Origin of the sequence: Bartonella sp. AA16NXGY (assembly GCF_042197325.1) — a bacterium.
In the GTDB taxonomy this organism is placed as follows: Bacteria; Pseudomonadota; Alphaproteobacteria; order Rhizobiales; family Rhizobiaceae; genus Bartonella.
Genome location: NZ_JBHIRR010000021.1, coordinates 1 through 23,193, shown reverse-complemented (window position 1 = coordinate 23,193; position 23,193 = coordinate 1). Strand labels below are relative to the sequence as shown.

At 37.6% G+C, this 23,193-nt stretch carries 14 protein-coding genes, 3 pseudogenes and 2 riboswitches; of the genes and pseudogenes, 9 read left to right on the top strand and 8 right to left on the bottom strand.

The features are described 5' to 3' along the window. The first annotated feature begins 387 nt into the window (after positions 1-387). The 5 genes and pseudogenes from ACFINK_RS08610 to ACFINK_RS08590 all read left to right on the top strand — a co-directional run bounded on the left by ACFINK_RS08610 (position 388) and on the right by ACFINK_RS08590 (position 4,112). Complete coding sequence (locus ACFINK_RS08610) at positions 388-780, top strand: Fur family transcriptional regulator (RefSeq protein ID WP_273791455.1); 393 nt, start codon at positions 388-390, stop codon at positions 778-780. Positions 781-953: 173 nt separating this feature from the next. After that, positions 954-1,112, top strand: a pseudogene (locus ACFINK_RS08605) (HlyD family secretion protein); the annotation flags it as partial. Beyond that, positions 1,109-1,252: pseudogene (locus ACFINK_RS08600) on the top strand (transcriptional repressor); the annotation flags it as partial. The pseudogenes ACFINK_RS08605 and ACFINK_RS08600, both read left to right, overlap by 4 nt. A 173-nt stretch (positions 1,253-1,425) precedes the next feature. Further along, positions 1,426-2,520 carry an HlyD family secretion protein gene (locus ACFINK_RS08595; RefSeq protein ID WP_375631506.1) on the top strand — a complete coding sequence of 365 codons (1,095 nt, stop codon included), beginning with the start codon at positions 1,426-1,428 and terminating at the stop codon, positions 2,518-2,520. A 20-nt stretch (positions 2,521-2,540) separates the two neighbouring features. Next, the gene (locus tag ACFINK_RS08590) at positions 2,541-4,112 is read left to right on the top strand and encodes a DHA2 family efflux MFS transporter permease subunit (RefSeq protein WP_273791457.1); all 1,572 of its coding nucleotides are present in this window, start codon (positions 2,541-2,543) and stop codon (positions 4,110-4,112) included. Between the two features lie 1,128 nt (positions 4,113-5,240). Here the strand turns inward: ACFINK_RS08590 and ACFINK_RS08585 are convergent. The 3 genes from ACFINK_RS08585 to trhO form a co-directional block, all read right to left on the bottom strand. Continuing rightward, positions 5,241-5,825: a GNAT family N-acetyltransferase gene (locus tag ACFINK_RS08585; protein ID WP_273791458.1), complete on the bottom strand. Its 585-nt coding sequence runs from the start codon at positions 5,823-5,825 to the stop codon at positions 5,241-5,243. 74 nt (positions 5,826-5,899) lie between these two features. Continuing rightward, positions 5,900-7,033 (bottom strand): type III PLP-dependent enzyme, encoded by a 1,134-nt coding sequence (locus tag ACFINK_RS08580; RefSeq protein ID WP_273791459.1) that lies wholly within the window; start codon positions 7,031-7,033, stop codon positions 5,900-5,902. A gap of 1,684 nt (positions 7,034-8,717) precedes the next feature. After that, positions 8,718-9,635, bottom strand: a complete 918-nt coding sequence (trhO, locus tag ACFINK_RS08575; RefSeq protein WP_375613636.1) for an oxygen-dependent tRNA uridine(34) hydroxylase TrhO — start codon at positions 9,633-9,635, stop codon at positions 8,718-8,720. Between the two features lie 115 nt (positions 9,636-9,750). On the opposite strand from trhO, the gene eda reads away from it, so the two are divergent. Beyond that, positions 9,751-10,416, top strand: a complete 666-nt coding sequence (eda, locus tag ACFINK_RS08570; RefSeq protein WP_375638779.1) for a bifunctional 4-hydroxy-2-oxoglutarate aldolase/2-dehydro-3-deoxy-phosphogluconate aldolase — start codon at positions 9,751-9,753, stop codon at positions 10,414-10,416. On the opposite strand, the pseudogene ACFINK_RS08565 reads toward eda, so the two are convergent. Continuing rightward, a pseudogene (locus ACFINK_RS08565) lies at positions 10,395-10,843 on the bottom strand (ferredoxin reductase domain-containing protein); the annotation flags it as partial. The gene eda and the pseudogene ACFINK_RS08565 sit on opposite strands and share 22 nt — an antisense overlap. Before the next feature lie 18 nt (positions 10,844-10,861). After that, entirely contained in the window at positions 10,862-11,689 is an 828-nt protein-coding gene (locus ACFINK_RS08560) for a ferredoxin--NADP reductase (protein WP_375612296.1), read from the bottom strand. Between the two features lie 809 nt (positions 11,690-12,498). Here ACFINK_RS08560 and alr point away from each other — a divergent pair. Continuing rightward, positions 12,499-13,614, top strand: coding sequence for an alanine racemase (gene alr / locus ACFINK_RS08555; protein ID WP_375612295.1), 1,116 nt, complete (start codon positions 12,499-12,501; stop codon positions 13,612-13,614). A 1,527-nt stretch (positions 13,615-15,141) separates the two neighbouring features. Here the strand turns inward: alr and gcvP are convergent. Genes gcvP through gcvT form a run of 3 tightly spaced genes read right to left on the bottom strand, consistent with a single transcriptional unit; the run spans position 15,142 to position 19,430 of the window. Next, on the bottom strand, positions 15,142-17,937 hold the full coding sequence (gene gcvP / locus ACFINK_RS08550) for an aminomethyl-transferring glycine dehydrogenase (RefSeq protein WP_375638782.1): 2,796 nt from the start codon (positions 17,935-17,937) through the stop codon (positions 15,142-15,144). A 5-nt stretch (positions 17,938-17,942) separates the two neighbouring features. Then, entirely contained in the window at positions 17,943-18,311 is a 369-nt protein-coding gene (gene gcvH, locus ACFINK_RS08545) for a glycine cleavage system protein GcvH (protein WP_375638777.1), read from the bottom strand. 6 nt (positions 18,312-18,317) lie between these two features. After that, the gene (gene gcvT, locus ACFINK_RS08540) at positions 18,318-19,430 is read right to left on the bottom strand and encodes a glycine cleavage system aminomethyltransferase GcvT (RefSeq protein WP_375638775.1); all 1,113 of its coding nucleotides are present in this window, start codon (positions 19,428-19,430) and stop codon (positions 18,318-18,320) included. Between the two features lie 43 nt (positions 19,431-19,473). Next, positions 19,474-19,565: riboswitch (glycine riboswitch) on the bottom strand. Position 19,566: 1 nt separating this feature from the next. Beyond that, a riboswitch (glycine riboswitch) is annotated at positions 19,567-19,664 on the bottom strand. 446 nt (positions 19,665-20,110) lie between these two features. Here gcvT and ACFINK_RS08535 point away from each other — a divergent pair. Both ACFINK_RS08535 and ACFINK_RS08530 read left to right on the top strand, forming a co-directional pair. Continuing rightward, positions 20,111-20,773, top strand: coding sequence for an LON peptidase substrate-binding domain-containing protein (locus tag ACFINK_RS08535; RefSeq protein ID WP_375610818.1), 663 nt, complete (start codon positions 20,111-20,113; stop codon positions 20,771-20,773). Between the two features lie 13 nt (positions 20,774-20,786). Further along, on the top strand, positions 20,787-20,993 hold the full coding sequence (locus tag ACFINK_RS08530) for a Trm112 family protein (protein WP_273791466.1): 207 nt from the start codon (positions 20,787-20,789) through the stop codon (positions 20,991-20,993). Positions 20,994-23,193 lie beyond the last annotated feature (2,200 nt).

Below are 23,193 nucleotides of genomic sequence, written 5' to 3'. Positions count from 1 at the left end.
TCAATAAAACAAGAGCAAAACCAACCATCGCAAGCAGAAACCGCTCTCGTTACTCGTCGTATATAGTACTCTTTCAATCAAAGAGTCAATATCATTTTTTATTTTTTTTTAAATAAAATAACCCAAACATTTCCAATAAAATATTGTAACAAAAAATCCTATTTCAAGACATTATTGGTAAAATAAGAAGCGTATAAAAGTTTCTTGCTGGATAGCAGCGGCTTTCAGATTATAATACCCCTCCCCTCACAACGGTTGCAACTTTTCTTACATATCGCAATGATGTCATGTAAAAGGCTAAAGATTAGAGTACATATTCTATAATCACCATTGCATAAATATCTTACACGCTTTATGCTTTTCCATGGGAGCAAAAGGAAGATGTCAATGTCATCTAAACTGACGCGTAACCAAACATTGGTTTTAAATACTTTAAAAAATGCAAAAGGGCCTTTAAGTGCTTATGCGATTCTCAATAACTTACGCGAAGAAGGTTTTCGCGCACCTCTCCAAGTTTATCGTGCGTTAGAAAAACTCGTACAGTTAAAGTGTATTCATCGTCTTGAAAGTGTAAATGCCTTTATGGTCTGTTTACACCCTGAAAACTGTCAACATGAACTTACAACGTTTATAATTTGCGAAAACTGTGGCACAGTCAACGAAATACAAAATCAAACGATTGTATCAAGTTTAAAACAGATGGTTCAAGCGGTTGGCTTCCAAGCACACAAAAGCACCCTAGAAGTACGAGGTCTTTGTAAAAAATGCGCAATAAAATAAGACATCTAACTTGAAAATAAGATCTCTAACTTGCAAGTTTATATATTTAGTATTATGTAGCAGGGATCGCCTTATTGTTGGAAAAGCTCTTATCGTCCGTGCATATATCACCCTACCCTAGAGTGAGAGGCTTATTGTACTCGTTAGAACATAAATATTGAAAGTATAAAATCATGTCCGTATCTGAGACCATTTTTTCAACAAAAAATCTCGATAAAACGAAACGAAAAAAAGTAATCAAGGCTCTTCTTATCGTCTTTGCGCTTTTTGTACTTTGGTTTAGCTATAAGTGGACGACGCAATGGTGTTATATGCTGTCCACTGAAGATGCCTAAACTGTGGCACAGTCAACGAAATACAAAATCAAACGATTGTATCAAGTTTAAAACAGATGGTTTAAGCGGTTGGCTTCCAAGCACACAAAAGCACCCTAGAAGTACGAGGTCTTTGTAAAAAATGCGCAATAAAATAAGACATCTAACTTGAAAATAAGATCTCTAACTTGCAAGTTTATATATTTAGTATTATGTAGCAGGGATCGCCTTATTGTTGGAAAAGCTCTTATCGTCCGTGCATATATCACCCTACCCTAGAGTGAGAGGCTTATTGTACTCGTTAGAACATAAATATTGAAAGTATAAAATCATGTCCGTATCTGAGACCATTTTTTCAACAAAAAATCTCGATAAAACGAAACGAAAAAAAGTAATCAAGGCTCTTCTTATCGTCTTTGCGCTTTTTGTACTTTGGTTTAGCTATAAGTGGACGACGCAATGGCGTTATATGCTGTCCACTGAAGATGCCTATGTGCAAGGAGATATAGCCGCTATTGCGACTAAATTAAATGGGTATATTGAAAAAATTGCCATTAAAGCCAACCAAGTTGTAAAAAAGGACGATGTTTTATTTTACCTAGACAATGGTGATTATAAAATAGCCTTGGATCAAACAGAAGCGCATCTTAACACACAGAAAAAAACACTTCTACGCATTGATGCGCAAATCACAGCCGCTCGTAGTTCTTTAGATGATGCAAAAGCACAAAAAGCAGCCGCTTCAGCCATAGCAACCAATGCACAACTCACCTTAAAACGTGTAACAGAACTGAAAGCCAATCGTTATGCTCCTCAATCCAATGTTGATGATGCCAAATCCGCTTATGAACAAGCCATTGCGAATGTTAACAGAGCGGATGCAAAAATGGCTTCAGCACGTGCAAATATCCGAGTGCTAGAAGCGCAACGAAGTGAAACAGAAAGCGAAACAAAGAGTTTAGAGCTCTCGCGTAAAAAAGCACAACGTGATCTTGATTCGACCATTATACGAGCGCCATTTGATGGAGTTATAGGAAATTTAACAGCAAAAACGGGAGATTTTGTTGTAAATGGCCAACGTCTTGCGGCGTTAGTCCCCATACATGCACTTTATATTGAAGCAAACTATAAAGAAACACAGCTACAAGACATTCATACCGGACAAAAAGCTTATATTTCTGTTGATGCCTTCGAAGATGATGTTTTTACAGGAACAGTGCTTTCTATTTCGCCCGCAACAGGCGCTGTTTTTTCTCTTCTGCCTCCACAAAATGCTACCGGTAACTTTACAAAGATTGTCCAGCGCATTCCCGTACGTATTTCTATTCCAGAAGAAGTTTTAAAAACCGGACATATCCGAGCAGGAATGAGTGTTTCAGTGAAAATTGATACACGTACAAAGCCACAAGATAAAAGTCTCTTATAAAAAAAGTAGAAGATCTTACTATGACATCTTCCATACCAGAGCTCATACAGTCTCAAGAACGCATAGGAATGCGCAAAATTGTAGTTTTTATTGCTATGTCTTTTGGCATGTTTATGGCAATCTTAGATATCCAAATCGTTTCCTCTTCTTTAGCTGAAATTCAAGCGGGTCTTACAGCAAGCTCTGAAGAAATTTCATGGGTTCAAACCTCCTATCTCATCGCTGAAGTCATCATGTTGCCGCTTTCTGGATTTTTAGGAAGATTGCTTTCAACACGTGTTTTCTTCACCATATCAGCGATCGGGTTTACGATTACTTCTGTTCTTTGTGCAACAGCAACATCTATTGGAGAGATGATTTTGTATCGCGCACTACAAGGTTTTATTGGTGGAGGAATTATCCCAAGCGTTTTTGTCGCCTCTTATGTTCTTTTTCCTCCTTCCAAACGCCCAATTGTTACCCCTATTGTTGGACTAGTAGCAACATTGGCCCCCACCATTGGTCCAACCGTGGGAGGCTATATTTGTCATCTTTCATCATGGCATTGGCTCTTTCTCATCAATGTACCCTGCGGGATTATCATCTCAATTCTCGCTTGGAAATTAATTGATTTTGATAAAGCTGATCCCTCTTTAATGAAGAAGTTTGATTGGTTAGGATTCATTTCTATGGCTACTTTCTTGGGAACTTTAGAGTATATTCTGGAAGAAGGAGCACGTCATGATTGGCTGAGTGATACGCTGATTCGGGATTTGTTCATTACCATGATTCTTGCTGCAGCCTTATTCTTCTGGCGTGCTTTTACAGTAAAAGAACCCATTGTAGATCTCTCTACTTTTTCTAATTTTAATTTTTCAGCTGCATCCATTTTTTCCTTTTCATTGGGAATAGGCCTTTATGGACTCACGTACCTTTATCCTGTCTATTTAAGCCAAATCCGCCACTTTGATGCCCTCATGATTGGAGAAACATTGTTTCTTTCAGGATTCGTCATGTTATTAACTGCCCCGCTTGCTGGATTTCTTTCAGCACGAATGGATGCACGTTTAATGATGGCAATAGGACTTTTTGGTTTTGCAATAGGTATTTGGATGGCGAGCTCTATCACAGATAACTGGGATTTTTGGCAGCTTTTTTGGCCGCAAGTTTTCCGTGGTGCTTCTGTAATGTTATGTATGGTTCCTATTAATAATATTGCCTTGGGAACACTCCCACCAGAACGGATGCAAAATGCTTCTGGACTCTTTAATCTCACCCGGAATCTAGGTGGGGCTGTAGGGCTTGCCATTATCAACACTCTCATAACAAAACGCACAGACTTCCATCATGAACGAATAGCCGAAACTCTTAACTACGCAAACAGACAAGCAACTGAAATGCTTTCAAATCTTACTGTATTATTCAAAACAGAAACCTTTGATTCCTATACTCTGGCTCTTTCTCAATTGTTTGGTATGGTACGCATACAAGCAACCATTATGGCTATTAGTGATATTTTCTTTATCATAACCATCATTTTTGGTGTTTTGACATTTATGACCATGTTTCTCAAAAAAATACCACCTCTCATGGATTCACCACCAAATCACTAAGCTTAATTAAAATTGAGAAATATTTTTTATCCTTATCACTTTGCTCGTTTCCTATGCACTTTATCTTGTCTCAAGAGACAGTATAAATAAACATATGATTCTAAATGATTCTTCTGATAAAAATTCTTTTAATGCGGGCTCTTTCCGCACTTAAAAACAACTTCTCGCATACAAAAATTGTTCTAGATGATAATAAACAAAGAGCTTATCTAAAGTGCTCCACACCATAAAGATAAAGCAGCCATTTCTATAAGATTTTTGATTTATCACCATAGGGTAAAAAACATTAAATCTCCCCTTTTTACGCTACTATCCTCATAAAAACTATTTTGTTAAGATTCTGTGCCCTTCACTCTTTTGATTCTTACAAGAATATTCATAAAAGATTTATGATTCTTGTGATTTTTATTCACGCACATATTTCTCTTATAATGTGTAGGATAACGTTTTTTTGATTCTGAATGCAAAATTTTACATGAGAAAATCATTTTATATTTGATACTCTCATGCCAATTGCAAAACGATTTACCTTTATAGCAAAAAAGTAATGATATATTTTTTTCAAAAAAGCTGCTTTTAAACATGTAATTTTATTTTTTTACACTCTTTAAAAAAAGCTGATACTTACAATTTTGATTCTACTGCTACATATTTTTCTTTCTTAAGCCCCTTCTCTTTCAACAAGAGCTGAAATTGTATAAATTTTCTCAAAATATCTCTCTATTGAATCAATCAAAACCATTCCCTTGCACATAAAAAGCAAAGAAATAAAAACTGTTTAAGAAAAAAGTAAAATATCCAACCATTTTGATGCAAGATCGACCAACGATATTGAAAACTGGAAAACTGTATGATGATAGCGACTTTAAAAGAACACAAGACAACTCAAAAATCCGGTTCCTTCAGTATTATAAAATAAGACACTATTTCAAAAAATGAGCTTAAAATATATTCTTACTCACTTAACTGAAATTATCAAAAATAAGAAACCAGCCCCATAAAGAAAAAGCCATATAATAAAATCGCAATACAACTCCCCAAAACTTTGTACCGCTAAATACCTTGGCACTGTCAAAACGGTATGCTCTTCTCAATGGCAGCTGCTGAAAAACGAAATAAACACTATCTTCAAGCGACTTTATGATGCTGAAAACGATTTGAAACTTCTCGTTCTCCACTAGGAACCAAAGTGCCATAACACCCAGAAAGATAATGTGGTATCAGTTCCAACGCTTGAAAGCGATGTTTTTCGTAAGGACCAGGCATTGCCAAATTTTCTGTTAAACTATTTGAAAAGCCAAAACGTTGATAAAATTCAAAATCCCCTACCAGCAAAATGGCGCCATATCCCAATTTTTTTGCTGTTTCAATTGCATGTCGGACTAAAATTGATCCTATTCCCATACCAGCACATTCAGACGCAACAGCCAAGGGGCCTAAAAGTAAAGCATGTTGTGTTTCATTTTTTTCTTTAGAAAAAGAAACATGCCAAAGACGGACACTTCCCACAAGCTCTCCAAGCACATTTTTAACCACAAAAGAGAGCCCTTGAGCAGCCAAACGACCACGACGTAAAACCTCTGATGATTTACGTTTACGTCCATACCCCATCATTGAATCAAGCAAATTTTCTCGATAAGGCTTATCGGCTTCTTGCTCCAATAAAAGTGTAAAACATGCCCCATCTTTTGTTTGAAAATTAATCATGTTCATCTCTATAACCGCCCTCTTACAGCGCCATGACGAGCATAGCAAAAAATCTAAAAAACTATAGTTAAAAGGAAATGTCAGATCACATATGATCGTAAAGGCTCAAAACCATTAAAAGCAACCGATGCGTAAGTTGTTGTGTAAGCACCCGTTCCATGAATCAATATTTCATCTCCTATCGTTAGGGATAGAGGAAGCGGATAAGGTGTTTTTTCATAGAGAACATCTGCCGAATCGCATGTCGGTCCAGCCAAAATACAAGGCTCCATCACCTTATCATCATGAGGTGTCTCAATAGGATAACGAATGGCTTCATCCATAGTCTCAGCAAGACCATTAAATTTCCCAATATCAAGATAAACCCATCGTACATTATCGTTATCAGCTTTTTTAGATATTAGAACAACTTCTGTACGAATAACACCAGCATTGCCAACCATCGCACGTCCTGGCTCAATAATCGTCTCAGGGATACGATTACCAAAATGCTTTTTCAATGAATCAAAAACTGCTGTACCATAAGCTTGTTCTGTAGGGACATCTTTCAAATAACGCGTTGGAAAACCGCCCCCCATATTCACCAACCTTAGTGAAATGCCTTCTTGTTCCAAACGCTTAAAAACTGTAGAAGCATCCGATAAAGCACGATCCCACGCACTCAAATCAACCTGCTGAGATCCAACATGAAAAGAAACACCATAGGCTTGCAAACCCAATTGGTGTGCCCGTCTTAGAACATCAACCGCCATATCTGGAACACAACCAAATTTGCGTGACAATGGCCACTCTGCACCTTTGCCATCGGTAAGAACACGGCAAAAAACACGTGCTCCTGGAGCAACACGCGCAATTTTTTCCACTTCTTCAACACAATCAACAGCATAAAGTGAAACTCCCAATGCATATGCTCGTGCAATATCACGCTCTTTTTTAATCGTATTTCCAAAAGAAATACGCTCTGACGTTGCTCCTGCTTTTAAAGCCATTTCAATTTCTGCAACAGAAGCCGCATCAAAAGAAGATCCTAAAGAACTTAGCAAACGCAAGATTTCAGGAGCTGGATTTGCCTTTATTGCGTAAAAAATACGAGACTGCGGCAGAGCTTTTTCAAAATTTAAATAGTTATCACGAACAACATCAAGGTCAACAATTAAGCATGGACCTTCAGAACGATGTGTTGCAAGAAAATCGCGAATACGTTGCGTTGCCATCTGCAATTCTCCTTGAGGGAACGCTCCCCCACTCTATGCTTAGACAGCCAAAGCTGCCAAAAGCTAAAGGACAAAAAACACACAACAACCATCCCCATTCTGATTACAAAAAACCAGAAATTAGCATTGCATGCTGCGAAAGAACAGCGCGAAACCGCGTTATTCTATTTTATATGCCTTTTTGATTGGAGTTGAGAAAACCACTTCCGCACTGAAGGCAATGAGGTGTGCCTCTATAGTTATCCCAGCATTTAAAAGCTGGAAGACACCAGAAAGGCCCGCACCGTCGTTGCTTCAAGATGTCCTCATTCTTGCAATTGGCTGTAAGAATGACTGGAGCGGTTAGTTCCAGGTACCGTACCGGTTAATCTCACCATTTGAGAACCAGCGGACACCCACAGGCACGTGCGACTTTGGGCAAGGCATCCTATAAAACGAATTCTTTCTCATTTCAATCATTTTTTTAATTTTAAACATTTTTTAATTCTTAAAGATAAAATGATGCGAAAAAACAACACTCTCCCCCAGACAAAGCCATCCATCCGCTTTCATGAGATCACACCCTTACATTATCCGTACAACATAAATCACTGTCTTGCGTTTAAAGCCCCTCGTTTCTTTACCCTATTCTATCTCCTAATATCTGCAGCAGAAAATAACGCAAATAAATTACTCAAAACATTAATTTATAATGATAATTTATTATTGTACCCTTAAACAAAAATCCCATTATAAAATCCTCTTATTTCAACCCTCTTACAATGAATCAATTAAAATCATTCTTTTGCGCATCACAAATAAAAAACAATTGAAAAAAGGAGTACCTCTTATATATCCTCTCAAATGCAAAGATGACCAACATTGAAGACTGAGGATAGTAACGACTGAAGCACCATAATCTTTAAAGATAACGTGTCCTTCCCCCAACAAAACACCATTATCTTTCTCATTTACATCCTAAAAAACATCCCTACTTCCACATTCATTTCACAGCATCGCTTAAGCAAAATATCATGAAGAATTCCCCGTATAATATAGCTTGTATGATATAGATCAACTACATCTCACCCTCTTTATACTTATGAAATTAAAAACAAACGCTCCCATTCTATCTGCCAACTCCCAATATTGCAGAAACTCCTACATTGAAATGTTTCATAACACCTTATCTAAAATGATTTTTGTCCACACGTTGCTCCCATTTGCAACGTACAAGTGAATGAATTTTACGCGATTCGTTCTCATCTAATCTGAAAGCAACAAAGTTCACAATATTGAACTCTTTTATTCGAATGAATAATAAATTATCATTATAAATTAATGTATTATATTAAATTCTGAAATCATAAACTCCTATTATCATTTTATTTTTCCACCTAGCATCTGCTTTTTAATCACATCTTATTCATACGCTTTTCTCTTAAACTATAATCTCCCTCCTCTGCGCTGTTGGTGAACGGCTTTTCTATTTTAAAATGAAAAGTATTTGAAATACTCAATCCTATAAAGTCAAAGAAAGTAAACAATCTATAATGATTACTTATAAGTCAAATAATTTAACATAAACAAAAAGACCGAATAATATCCGGTCTTATAAAATATTTTTCTACTAATATTAAAAAACTCTTCTCTCTTAAATTTAAGAGAAAAACGCTACAATTTAAAGCCCTACACTGCGATATCCTTATGTCCCTTGATGAGAATCAATTGCACGCAACTTCAACAATTGAAATTGCCTATGGCGCTCACGAAAGCGCTCTCTATCGGCTTCACTACGCGTGTTATAACAAGCATCACAGGAAACACCTTCCTCATAATGAGGCGATAATTTGCTTTCAGCATTAAGAGGAGAACGACACGCGCGACATAATTCGCGTCCACATTCTTCAAGACCATGTTGAACAGAAACACGCTCATCAAAAACAAAACACTCACCCCACCATAAACTTTTCTCTTTTGGAATTTTTTCTAAATATTTTAGAATACCTCCTTTTAGATGGTAGACTTGCTCATAACCAAGATCACGAACATAAGCTGTTGATTTTTCACACCGAATACCACCTGTACAAAACATGGCAATTTTCTTTTTTTTCTTTAACTCAGCCTCATGTTTACGCACCCATTCAGGAAATTCGCGAAATGTTTTAATCTGCGGATCAATCGCTCCTTGAAAACTCCCTATCGCATATTCATAGTCATTCCGTGTATCGATTAAAATTGTCTCTTCATCTTGAATAAGAGCATTCCAATCTTCAGGATCGACATAAGTACCAACAACTTTTAGCGGATCAACCCCTTCAACCCCCATCGTCACAATCTCTTTTTTCAACCGCACTTTCATGCGATGAAAAGGCATTTTTGATGCCCATGAATATTTAATTTCCGGCGTTTGAAACGCTGGCTCAGCCGTAATAAAATCCACCAATGCCTCAATCGCATCACAAGAACCAGCAACTGTTCCATTAATGCCCTCTTGTGCTAAAAGCAGAGTGCCTTTGATATCCTTTGCTTGACATAAATCCTGCAAAGGTTTTTGTAATTGATGATAATGCTTCAAATCTGCAAAGCAATAAAGTGCAGCAACTTTAAAATTCTTTTCCATGTGTTTTGCCATAACGCGCGTTTCATTCAATTTCAAGATTTATTCATGTACTCTTTAACATATTGTGCTTAATCAAACGATACAAATAATATCATCTCCAAGAAGAAAAAATATCATGTGCCAAAAAAGAGAAAAGCTTTTATTATATCTCCAAGGACAAACTGTTATACCTGTTTTACTCATTGACAATCTACAAAGTGCTGTACCCTTAACACGCGCTCTTGTCAAAGGTGGATTAAAAACAATTGAGATCACCTTGCGAACACCAAATGCCCTCAAAGCAATTCAGAAAATTACACAAGAAGTCCCTGAAGCAATTGTTGGAGCCGGCACAATTCTCAACACAACACATTACGAAAAAGCCGAACAAGCTGGAGCCAAGTTTATTGTAAGCCCCGGATTATCCAATGAACTAATCAATTGTGCAAAAAATAGTGAAATTCCCCTTCTTCCCGGTGCAATGACCCCAAGTGAACTCATGCAAGCATTAAACAAAGGCTATTCATATCTTAAATTTTTCCCTGCTGAAGCTACTGGGGGTATTTCCTTCATCGAAGCTTTAGCATCTCCCTTCTCTGATATCCGGTTTTGCCCAACAGGCGGTATTACACAAAAAAGTGCAACACAATGGCTCCAACTGCCCAATGTCTTCTGCGTTGGAGGTTCTTGGATAGCGCCCCAAAAACTCATTGCAATAAGTGATTGGGATTCGATTACTGCATTAGCATATACCGCATCACAACTTCCCTCTCCCTCGAAAAAAGCTCTTTCTACAATATAATGTAATGTGCAAGAATATCAGCCCCTTCAACAAGACCAAAGCTTTCACACATCCTTGCGCAATCTTTTAACATCGTCATAAAACCATAAATCATCACCCGATCTTCATTAGGATGAATTTTGCGAGTTCTATTGTTTCAAAGCCGCTTGTTTCAAAAAAGCACCACTCTCCATAACAGTCGTAATACGCCCCATATGCTCAGAAAGCTCACGAGTGGTCATAGGATAAAATTTCAGCTGTTGTGCATATGCCCCACAATGAGTGGATCTTATTGCAAAAAGGAAACAAGATCTTTTGCACAATTTGACTCATTCTTTTCGCGCGTTATTTAAATAAGAACAACTTCTGAAAATTTTTCATAAATGTCAGGCTCACGAATAAAGCTTGCAAAAGAAAAAAAAACGTACCGGTTTGAAAGAAGATAAAGCATCAACTTTCCCACTCATTACTCCACAAAAGCGCGCTCTACAACATAAGTAGCAGGAGCATTATTGGCCCCTTCAACAAGACCAAAGCTTTCACACATCCTTGCGCAATCTTTTAACATAGCCATGGAACCACAAATCATCACCCGATCCTCATCAGGATGAATCTTAGGAAGGCCTGTTGTTTCAAAAAAGTCCCCACTTTCCATCACAGTTGTAATACGACCCATATGCTCAGAAGCTTCACGAGTAGTCATAGGATAAAATCTCAACTGTTGTGCATACTCTCCAATGAGTGGATCTTGTTGCAAAGAGGAAACAAGATCTTTTGCATAAATTAACTCATTTTTTTCGCGCGTTGTTTGAATAAGGACAACTTCTGCAAATTTTTCATAAGTTTCAGGATCACGAATAAGGCTTGCAAAAGGAGCAATCCCCGTCCCAGTTGAAAGAAGATAAAGACGTTTTCCAGGAATAAGAGCATCAAGCACCAGCGTTCCTGTAGATTTTTTACGCATGAGAACTGTATCACCAATTTTAATTTTTTGGAGATGCTCGGTTAAAGGTCCCCCTGGAACTTTTATCGAAAAAAACTCAAGCTGTTCATCCCAAAAGGGACTTGCAATCGAATAAGCGCGATAAATCGGCTTTTCTGCATTTGGCAAACCGATCATAACAAACTCACCCGAACGAAAACGAAAACTTTCCGGACGATTCAGACGGAATTTAAATAACCGATCTGTATAGTGACAAACCTCTTGGACAGTAAGGGCGAACACATTCTCAGGAATCGGAAAATTTGCAACGCTGCTGATGCTTGACGGAACATTGGTAGCAGACGTATTCATACTCTTCCCCATATCTTTATTGAACGTTAAATTTCGAATCCTTGACGTGATATAGTACTTGCACAACCATCTGCCAACAATTTTCTCAACACAAAAGCCTCAAGGTTAACACTTTTATGTCAAAATTAAATAAATGAGTCTAGCGCGCTCTATAAGCGATAAAATTGATTTCACTTAAAACCAATCAAAGACTAGAAAGTAAATACTGGATACCCAATCCATCTTGAAAACAAATAATATCCAAATCAACGAGTTTTCTAAATCAACAGTTTTTAATGTATCAAAAAGTGTTTACACACTGTTTTCCATTCAATAAAAATAATTTTAAGTGCATGAGACGACATCCAAAATTGCACAGATGAGTGATCTTCCCCCTCATGGTAAAAAACTTGTAATACATTGACTTAACGTGGTTAATTTAATCATTTTACCTTCTCTAAATAAGAAGCCAATGCAATATTTAATCACAACAATCACACCAGCAATAATAGTCTAACATTGCACTCTTCAAAATGATACAATACAATAAACTATGTTTATTTTTTTATATGCCTAAACGAGGGAAAATAAGTAAAAAAGTCTATGTTTTACAAATCATTAGAAGATACCATGTTGATAACAACACAAATAAAACTAAAGTATCTCTTATATCCAGAGTACCATTTTACATAAAAAACGACTTTAATGGCAGCATAGGCTTCTTAATGATTTTGACCATAGCAAATAGTGTCTTTCCCCTATATCGTAAAGAACCTCAATGAAACAACCAAAAAAACTCCGTATTTCACGAACACAGATAAGCTTTTAAAATGAACAAATCCGTTAATGATGAAATAAATACATCACTCTATACAGCTGTAGCAACCATCGATGTCAGTGCCATTGTTGCCAATTATATTACTTTAGCCAAACGTGTAGCTCCAACACAATGTTCAGCAGTTGTAAAAGCAAATGCCTATGGATTAGGAGCTCACAAAATTGCTCCTGCCCTTTACCAAGCTGGTTGTCGCACTTTTTTTGTCGCCCAAATCAGAGAAGCACTCCAATTAAAAAGCATTTTACCATCAAATGTCACAATTGCCATTCTGAATGGACTTCCACACTTAGCAGAAGAGTTTGTCGCACAATCTGGTATTGTTCCTGTTCTAAACTCTTGGAATGCCATTGAAAATTGGCAAAAAATTTGTCAAAAAAAAGATAAAAAATTTCCAGCAATTGTTCAAATCGATACCCATATGAACCGATTAGGACTGGATCAAAAAGAATTACAAAAACTCATCAAACACCCTACAATTTTCGAAAAAGCAGAAATAAAATACATTCTTAGTCATCTTTCTAACGGAGAAGATGATACCCACCCATCAAATTATGCCCAATTGACTTCTTTCAAAACGATCCTTGCGCAATTGCCTGCTTGCAAAGTTTCCTTTGCCAATTCTGGAGGTATCTTTCTAGGATCAGATTTTTATTTTGATCTTGTTCGTCCAGGCATTGCACTTTACGGAGTTGATCCGCGGGGAAAACACCCATCACCTTTGAAACCTGTTTTAAAACTTGAAGCCCAAGTCATTCAAAGCCGCGTTGTTGATATAGGAGCACCTGTTGGTTATGCAGAAAGCTTTATAACCAACAGACCAAGCACTCTTGCAACCATTTCTATAGGCTACGCAGACGGCTGGCTCCGTACTCTTTCGAATAAAGGAACTGTTTATTTCAACGGGCACAAACTTCCCATGGTTGGGCGGGTTTCTATGGATTCCATTATTGTAGATACGACCGATCTTGAACAAAAACCTCAAACTGGTGACTGGGTAGAACTCATTGGTCCCCATCAAACACTTGAAAAAGTATCTATAGATGCCGATACCCTTCCCAATGAAATTCTAACATCTCTTGGCTCCCGCTATAAATACATTTACACATAAAAACTCTTTAAAAAAATAAATTGATAAAAATCATCATTTTAGAAAATTGAGGGGCTTTTACAAAAGATTTTACAACAATCAACCACACAGAATGGTCATAGCCACCGTACATTCACAGAAATCTCAAAACAGACAAGTTGATGGACTGTTTTATGGAAGTAGCTTTCACCTAAAATACAAAAACTTAGCCTTTCCCCATAAATTGACAAAAAAGAATCTACTACAAAGTTTTTAAAATTAATTTCCCAATTAAAATCATTCGCTTGCATACCACAAGCTGGACTATGTGTAGATAAAAATGATTTAAGAAAAGAATAATGCCTCTTATGAACCATAGTGCCAAGAGCTATAACATTAGGCGCTGGCAAAGTGTATGGATAGTGCCGGCTTACTCCGTTATGAAGCGTAAAGATTGGGGGATCAATAGATTTACCCTTACACCATTCACAAGCGCCGTCGCGAAATGGGATTAGGAGCGAAATGTCTCTTTAAAACAAACACGTGAATTAACAACTCAAGTATATTCTTTTTGGAGCGTTCTGTTTTACATGAGGATCATTCCCCCACTAAAGAACACAATAAATATAAAGTATGGAGCAATGTGTAATCCCCATTATTTAAAAAACATTGCTTTAAATGCTTTTGAAAGCCATAAAGCTGAATTAAGAGGAGATGACAAACTGAGGATTGATTTTCACCTTACGGCTTTACATTTTCCAAAATAAGATTGTCTTCCAGTTTCAAAGATTACGTCAACAGAAATACGCAATCCCCGCCCTCATCTGACAGACAAAAGCAGGAACTACTCATAAAGCTCTTTTTTTCTCAATCTCTGGCTCAAGACATGTTGCTGCATTAAGTTTGGATGTTGATTTACAGGCAACAGCTAAAGCACACGAGCTCTTAGGAAAACAGCGCCGTAAAGTCACAAACTGACTTGCAATGAAGTGGAAAGATGTGCCGGCTTTTATAAGACCCCTTGTAAAAAAAACATAATACATTTGGCTTTGCGTTTGCTCATTCTGACAGGTGTTCTTACATATTTTTTCGTCATATTTACAAAAAGCAGATTAAAGAGAAATATTTAGACAATTCTTGACTCGAAAAGATGCAACAACAGAGTTTCGCGTGTCTTTATCATCAAAAACATTAAATTTGATTTTATTCTTTCTACAACCCGTCGTCGTCACCTTAGTGAGAAGTAGTATGTCACAACACATGCAACAGACGTGCCCCTATCCTCATAGGTTTTCACTCTCGTTTACATGAATTAGCTGGCTAAACCGATGCCGACTAGTCAAAAACCATGTCATACGGTAGAATGCAAAGGAGAGCATGCCTATTGCCGACAAAACACAGCTTTTTGTCGACTTTTTCGATTTTGCTCATGTTATAAAAAACAATGCAAAATTCTAGAAAATAGACAAATAATTCCATAGTAACATGATCAACAAGTACAAAACCCACACAAAATGTGTGGGCTTTTTTCGTTCATGCAAATAAACAAATTAAATATATATTTGTTATTTAATAGGTATTTCCCAATGGTGGACACGAACAAATGAGCATTCTGTCTCCCGCAACATTATCAATACGCGATACAGGAGGCCAATATTTATTGGCTGGATCAAGAGAACTGTTGGGAAAAGCAGCTTCTTGTCGCGAATAGGGTCGTACCCAAGCATCATCTAAAGTATCAGCCACTGTATGAGGGGCATTCACCAATGGATTATTGTCTTTTGGCCAAACCCCATTCCCAACTTTTTTCGCTTCTTCAGCAATAGAGAGTAAAGCATCACAAAAACGATCAATCTCTGCTTTTGGTTCTGATTCCGTTGGCTCAATCATTAAAGTTCCCGGAACAGGGAACGACATCGTAGGCGCATGGAATCCATAATCAATGAGACGTTTTGCAATATCATCAACACTCACCCCATACTGCTCTTTCAACACGCGTGTATCCACAATACATTCGTGAGCAACACGTCCATGCTTGCCCCGATAAAGAATGGAATAAGCAGCTGAAAGACGTGCAGCAATATAATTGGCATTTAAAATGGCTATTTGTGTTGCATATTTTAAGCCATCAGCCCCCATCATTCGAATATACATCCATGTAATTGCAAGAATAGACGCACTTCCATAAGGAGCAGCAGAAACCGCATGTGTTGTCCCATCCTGTTCATGACCTGGTAAGAATGGTTTGAGATGCACTGCAACTCCAATTGGTCCCATACCAGGACCACCACCACCATGAGGAATAGCAAATGTTTTATGAAGATTCATATGACAAACATCAGCGCCAATATCCGCAGGACGAGCAAGCCCCACAAGGGCATTGAGATTAGCACCATCAAAATAAACTTGTCCGCCATTTTCATGAATAATAGAACAAATTTCCTTAATGCTTTCCTCGTAAACACCATGGGTTGAAGGATAAGTAATCATAAGAGCAGCCAATTTATCTTTATGCAATTGCGCTTTCATCTTGAGATCGTCTACATCAACATCACCATCGCTTAAACATTTTACCACAACGACTTCCATCCCTGCCATATGAGCCGAAGCTGGATTGGTACCATGCGCAGATGCAGGAATAAGACAAACTGTACGTTGATGTTCTCCTCGTGATTGGTAATATCGTCGGATAGCCAAAAGCCCAGCATATTCACCTTGAGCACCAGAATTTGGCTGAAAAGAAACTTGCGCAAATCCTGTAATTTCACACAACCACGCATTTAACTGGTTGATCATCTCCAAATAACCCGCTGCATCCTCTTGTGAAACAAAGGGGTGTATATTGGCCGTGCTCGCCCAGCTCACAGGCATCAATTCAGCAGCTGCATTAAGCTTCATTGTACAAGAACCAAGAGGGATCATAGCGCGATCCAGCGCCAAATCCTTATCCGCTAAACGACGCAAAAAGCGCATCATATCTGTCTCTGAATGAACAGCATGAAAAAAAGGCTGAGAAAGAAAAGCAGCATCCCGTTTTTTTCCAAAGAGTCGTGGAGAAACCTTATCAAAGAGTTGTGCCCCCAAAAGCTGCGCTAAAGCACCAGCATCTTCTTCTGTTGATAATTCATCAAAATTGATTGCAATAGTGTCATCATCGAGAACACGAATAAGGCGCCCACCTATTTTGGCTTGATGCGCAATTTCTCGCGCTTTTCCCTTAACAGAAATACTCACACAATCAAAAAAGCTTTTCCCTTCAACATGAATCCCTGCTGCTTCTAAACCAGCAACAAAACGACATGTTAAATGATGAATTCGCTGCGCAATTTCTTGTAAGCCTTTTGGCCCATGCCAAACAGCATAAGCGGTTGCCATATTAGCCAACAAAGCCTGCGCTGTACAAATATTTGACGTCGCTTTATCGCGCCGAATATGTTGTTCACGTGTTTGCAAAGCTAAACGAAAACCAACGCGTCCTTTGGTATCCACGGATTGACCAACAATACGCCCTGGAATAAGACGCGTTAACGCATCACTCACAGCAAGGTAACCAGCATGTGGACCACCAAATCCCATCGGAACGCCATAACGCTGCATAGTGCCAACAACGATATCTGCCCCCCATTGAGCAGGTGGCTCCTGAAGAGTAAGCGCTAAAGGATCAGCTACAACGATAACTAAAGCTCCCTTTTCCTTTGCCTCTTTTATGATCTCACTGTAATCATGAAAAGAGCCTTTTGTATCTGGCCAAGACAAAACAATTGCCGCTGTATCAGGATCAATTTCGCCATTTTGGCTAATCTGAATCCCTTGTGTTTCAGCACGCGTTTGCGCAACACTCAAAGTCTGAGGATGTAAAAGACTCTGAAGAGAAATTTTTGTTTTTTTCTCACGGAAAAAGCGAACAGCAAGGGCATTGGCTTCAGCTAAAGCAGTTGCTTCATCAAGAAGGGAAGCAGCAGAAACAGGCAAACCTGTTAGTTCACTAACCAATGTCTGAAAATAAAATAAAAGCTCTAAACGACCTTGGCTAATTTCTGCTTGATAAGGCGTATAAGCAGTATACCAAGCAGGATTTTCAAACAGATTTCGTAAAATAACCGGAGGCACATAAGTTCCATGATATCCTTGCCCAATAAAACTTTTGTGCACATGGTTACGCTCCATCATCTTGGAGAGTTCTTCCAAGGCTTGTCCTTCACTAGCAGCCTCTGGAAGATTCAGTGAACGTCCCAAATGGATAGAGTGTGGAACAGCTTGAGAAATAAGTGTCTCAACACAATCAAGCTCTAAAACATCAAGCATTTTTTGTGTTTCATCAGGACGCAGCCCAATATGTCGAGAAGAAAAAGAACGCTCGATCATGGTACTCATCCAATCAAAGCTTTATAAGCATCTTTATCTAACAACCCCTCCAGTTGTGTCTCATCCTGCAATGTCATTTTCCATAACCAGCCTTCTGTTTCGGGTTTCTGGTTTACCAGTTCAGGATTATCAGCCAAGGCTTCATTTATTTCGACCACTTCACCATCAAGAGGAGCATAAACATCTGAAGCCGCCTTCACTGATTCTACAACAGCCGCCGCCTCTCCTTTGGAAAGTTTTGTTCCACTTTGTGGTAAATCAACAAAAACCAAATCCCCTAATTGCTCTTGCGCATAATGCGTAACCCCAACAGTCACCATTTGCCCTTCAACGCTAAGCCATTCATGGTCATGTGTAAAATAAGTTTTAGACATAAAAAATCATCCTTTAAAATAACGTTGTTCAACAAAGGGAAGAGAATGAACTGATAATACAATCTTTTTGCCTCGCAGTTCTGTAAAGACTTGTGTCCCTTCAACTTTAAAATCAACAGGAACGTAACCCATCGCGACAGGACCATCAAAAGAAGGACCAAAACCACCTGATGTTACAATGCCAATCTCATTACCTTGATCATCAAGAAGCACCGCACCGGCACGAATAGGTTGACGCGTTTGCGGTTTTAATCCAACACGACAACGAGCCGGTCCTTTTTGCAGTGCTTCAAGAAAAGCCTTTGCACCATAAAATTGTGCTTTTTCTCGAACACTTTTAGGAACAGCCCATGTTAGAGCCGCATCAATAGGTGTCGTATCAGGGGTAATATCATTTCCATGCAAACACAGCCCCGCTTCCAACCGCAAGCTATCGCGTGCGGCAAGTCCAATCCACTCAACACGAGAATCACTCAGCAATTTTTCAGCCAACATATGCGCATGCCCTATAGGCAAAGCAATTTCAAAACCATCCTCTCCCGTATAACCAGAACGCGTTATAAACCAATCCTGTTGTGGTTCGAATCCTTGCATAAAGAACAATTCATTCCCTGGTAAATCGGCATCAGCAAGAACAGCTGCCGCTTCAGGACCTTGAAGCGCAAGCAATACCCTTTCAAGGGCAATCACTTGACATTCAAAATCAACCGCACGCTTTTCCAATTCTAAAAAATCAGCCTGTGCATTCCCAGCATTGGCGACCAACATAAAACGACCCTCTTCCAAACGGGTAATGATAAGATCATCAAGAATACCAGCCTGCTCATTAAGCAAATAATTATACCGTGAATGCCCAATCTTTAAAGCTGCTGCATCAATGGGAAAAGCATAGGACAAAAATTCCACAGCTTGTGCCCCTTCAACCGCAATCAATTTCATATGAGAAATATCAAAAAGTCCTGCATGTGCACGCGTATGAAGATGCTCTTTTAAAACGCCAAGAGGATAAGTTAAAGGCATGTTCCAACCCGCAAAAGCACCAAATTTTGCTCCTGCGTTTTCATGCAAATCATATAAAGGAAGTGTTTTTAAAAAAGATGTTTCTTGTGCTGTGCCCATAATAACTCCAAAGCTGCGCTAACGCCCACAGAATATGGTCGTCTCTGCCCCCTCTGTCATCAACCTGAGAGACTCGCGAAAAGATTTTTCGCTTACACCTTCGGCGCGGGTTCTCCCGACTTTCCAGATCTGCCTTCTTCCTTTTACGGTCCTTAAAGCCTGAGAGATTATGGGCTATTTCCCCTTCGGCGGCAATGCGAAAATTTGCAATCTGCACTCTCCCGCAAAAGAATGAAAGAAACGATAACGCTCTTTCCAGCATATTTAAACCTATAGCCTATCTTCATCACACTGTCATTAGTAAAGTGATGAAAATGTTCTCATTTTAAAACTTGCATAAGCTCCTTCAAAAGATTTATAATAGTGCCCTTTTGAACCTTACAAAAATTGCAAGCAACACATTTTAGGAAATTTAAGACAAAAATCAAAAGCTATAAACAAAAATACCTCTTGAAAATCATGCAAAACGTCACACACTAAAAAGATCGCAAAGCAATATTCTTTCGCGCGCAGTTCAACCTTAAAGATAGGGTTTCATATTCTTTTTGAGAATAAGGACTTCAAATATTTTATAAGTATGATTTTAATGCACAAGAAGTAGGTTTTCTGCTTTCTCAATAGTGTCATAAATAGCGACTATTTACAGACTAAAACTACCGAACAAAGGTGACAAAATACTCATGAAAGCTGGTAATATCTCTTACAATTGCGAAAATGATCTTCCAAAGCAAATTGCTCTTTTTCCTTTAGAAGGTGCACTCTTACTACCCGGTGGTTTTTTATCACTCAATATTTTTGAACCAGAATCACTTGAAATGATTGAAAATGTTATGGTAACTGATCGTCTATTGGGCATTATTCAACCACTTTCATCGGATACAGATCGCTTCTCTACACAACTTTATAAAACAGGCTGTATAGGGCGTATTACAAACTACAGTGAAACAGGAAACGGACAACTGTTCATTATCTTACAAGGTGTTTGCCGCTTCACTTTAGAACAAGAATTGAAAAACACAAAATCCTATCGAACAGCTCTCATCCAATCAAACATAAAAGACTTGCAAGAATTTGATATTGAAGAAAGCATTAACCGAGAGAACTTACTCGACGTTGTAGAAAAATATCTAACCATACATGAAATGGAATATAATTGGAGCAGCATCATAGAAGCCCCTACACCTATATTGGTTAATGCTTTTTCAGCTCTTATCCCCTTTACACCAGCAGAAAAACAAGCTCTCCTTGAAGCTCCAGATATCGAAAGCCGTGCCCAAACTCTTCTTGCATTAACAGAACGCTCGCTCATGAAACAAACAGGAACAGATTACCGCTTAAACTAATGAATGTCCAAACATGAAAAAAATGACCACAGATCCCAAAATGCTCGAATTGCTCGTCTGCCCAATGACGAAAGGCACGCTCTCTTTCAACCGAAAAACACAAGAGCTCATTTCTCTCAAAGCCAAACTTGCCTACCCTATTCGTGATGGCGTTCCCATTATGCTTGCCTCAGAAGCGCGCCCTTTGCAAAACAATGAAGAAATAACGCATAAAAAATAAAAAATCCTCATGCAATTTCCCTCTACAAGCCCACTGTTATCAAGTCTCTATCAATATGATATCTCAATATTTACGATTTCTGAAAAAAGAACTTTACAATAAAGATATTTATATCGCTTTACACCTTGTAACAAAAGCCAAAAATATCATCAGATTCTCTCATTCCAGCCTGTTCATACTGAAGCAATCAAAACCATTCGCTTGCACCACACAAGCATCTGAATAAAAATGGCTCTTATGAACTTCTTAAAAGCAAGAATTATAATAACATTTTGAACCAACTCAGGTAAATGAAATTTATTATATTAAACATAAAGATTGTTATATTTCATGGACTTTAATTTATACTATTTACGAACAACATATTTGAGATACCTCGATTTAAGATGAATAAAAACGACAAGTTATATCATCTTATGTATACCATATCGGGACAAGAATATTTATCTGTTTGCGTAATCTTTGAAACGGAGAAGCAACCTAATTTGGGGGAGAAAACATAAAATCGTAAAGGAGAAAATCACCCCATTACCTTGCCATCACCCTTTAATTTCGCTTTACAATTTTTACAAGTATCTAAAGTATCTCAAGCAATATTTTTATGTATAATATACGCATTAATTACGTGAAAACTTGAAACAACAAACAAGAAACACTGTTGTAATTTCAATTGACGATTGAAAGTAATTGCCTTATGAAGGAGGCTTGTGTTTTTGGTTGTATACGCGACAATCAAATAGGGTCTGGAAGCCCGAAAAACTCAAACTAGAAATAAAACCGCTTTTGCGGATATCTCGGAATTTCCGAGGGCTCTTGTTATGTCCAAGTGCTTTCAGCACTAAAAGCAAGGGGCTGACTCGGTTTCAGCACTTCGACCCCGGAAACGCTTATTCCATAAAAATATAATAAATTCAGTGTGTTATATGCAATTATTTTATATGAATCCACTTAAGAATCCACACTTTTATGCATGATCCATTTGACCCTTTTTTATATAAGATTGCCATGTATGAATAGACCATAAAAAGCAAGTCATGATACAAATATTATAACGCATGTGTGCATTCAAATGAAATGAAAAGCAGATATCATTTATAACAGTTTATAAATTTTATGACACGTTTTTATCACAGCACAAATCACATTGTTTAAAAATTTAGTCGTTTGGAATTATCGATTATACGTTTAAAGAATGGTATGAGTTTTGCTCTTTTTTGAGCGAAACCTTCAATCGAATAATCGTTTGAAACTGTCATAAGCTTATAGGTTTAATTTATAAAGATTGCATAAAAGGATTTAAAGACAAGATCACTTTTAAAGCGCTTTCTAAAAGTTTAGAAAATGATAGGTAATCAGCATAAATATAATATCATGACTATAGAATGAAAATCACAATGTTATGTTTTATGAAAGAGAAAGCTTTTTAATGATATAACGCAAGCAAGAAAACTTCAAAACCATTGTAATCTCACATGGATTTTTACTCAATTTTGAGTCAAAAGCTGTAATATTTAAAGAATGCTCTATTCTAAGATAACGCCCCCAAAAATGGACCGGCTAATATTTAAAGAAATTAGGTTTTAATGAAAAGTACAAATACGCTTATGAGAACCTCACTAAATGAACGTTTAAACGTTTGAAACATAAAATGAGATCTTTATAAGAAACGTTAAAACTTTTTTTTATTACAGTTATAACTTAGTTATCATTTGCTCTTAAGAACGTTTCATTTATGAAAAACGAAGATCTAGATTTCACAGCAGAGCAAAATCTTGAAAACCTTACATTTTATAAAAGCGTTTGTTTATTTATCTTATGAAAAGCTGCTTTTAAAAACCAATGCTCGTAAATGTAAAAAACCTTTTTGTTATAAGATATTCACTTAATATGCATGTTCTTTTGATTGGATTGTTAAAGCTACCGAGCGTTTTGATTTGTTTGATAGCCATAACAAGCGTTTATAGGCTCTGTAATTCCAACGAGTGATTAAAGATCATACGCATCGTTTACGTTTCTTTTGATAAGTTTTCATATCTCTCATAGAGCACTTGCAATATGATACGTTTTGTATATATGCATTCATTACTCCATTGTGGATGATTATTTTTTATCATTATAATCGTTATTTGAAAGCCGCGTCATATCATTTGGCACGGCTTTTTTTTATTTTACTCTCTCTTTTATGATATGTTTATAGCAA

Coding starts and splice junctions, on each gene's coding strand:
- ACFINK_RS08610 (WP_273791455.1), top strand. CDS start 388: ATGTCATCTAAACTGACGCGTAACCAAACATTGGTTTTAAATACTTTA.
- ACFINK_RS08595 (WP_375631506.1), top strand. CDS start 1,426: ATGTCCGTATCTGAGACCATTTTTTCAACAAAAAATCTCGATAAAACG.
- ACFINK_RS08590 (WP_273791457.1), top strand. CDS start 2,541: ATGACATCTTCCATACCAGAGCTCATACAGTCTCAAGAACGCATAGGA.
- ACFINK_RS08585 (WP_273791458.1), bottom strand. CDS start 5,825: ATGAACATGATTAATTTTCAAACAAAAGATGGGGCATGTTTTACACTT.
- ACFINK_RS08580 (WP_273791459.1), bottom strand. CDS start 7,033: ATGGCAACGCAACGTATTCGCGATTTTCTTGCAACACATCGTTCTGAA.
- trhO (WP_375613636.1), bottom strand. CDS start 9,635: ATGGAAAAGAATTTTAAAGTTGCTGCACTTTATTGCTTTGCAGATTTG.
- eda (WP_375638779.1), top strand. CDS start 9,751: ATGTGCCAAAAAAGAGAAAAGCTTTTATTATATCTCCAAGGACAAACT.
- ACFINK_RS08560 (WP_375612296.1), bottom strand. CDS start 11,689: ATGAATACGTCTGCTACCAATGTTCCGTCAAGCATCAGCAGCGTTGCA.
- alr (WP_375612295.1), top strand. CDS start 12,499: ATGAACAAATCCGTTAATGATGAAATAAATACATCACTCTATACAGCT.
- gcvP (WP_375638782.1), bottom strand. CDS start 17,937: ATGATCGAGCGTTCTTTTTCTTCTCGACATATTGGGCTGCGTCCTGAT.
- gcvH (WP_375638777.1), bottom strand. CDS start 18,311: ATGTCTAAAACTTATTTTACACATGACCATGAATGGCTTAGCGTTGAA.
- gcvT (WP_375638775.1), bottom strand. CDS start 19,430: ATGGGCACAGCACAAGAAACATCTTTTTTAAAAACACTTCCTTTATAT.
- ACFINK_RS08535 (WP_375610818.1), top strand. CDS start 20,111: ATGAAAGCTGGTAATATCTCTTACAATTGCGAAAATGATCTTCCAAAG.
- ACFINK_RS08530 (WP_273791466.1), top strand. CDS start 20,787: ATGAAAAAAATGACCACAGATCCCAAAATGCTCGAATTGCTCGTCTGC.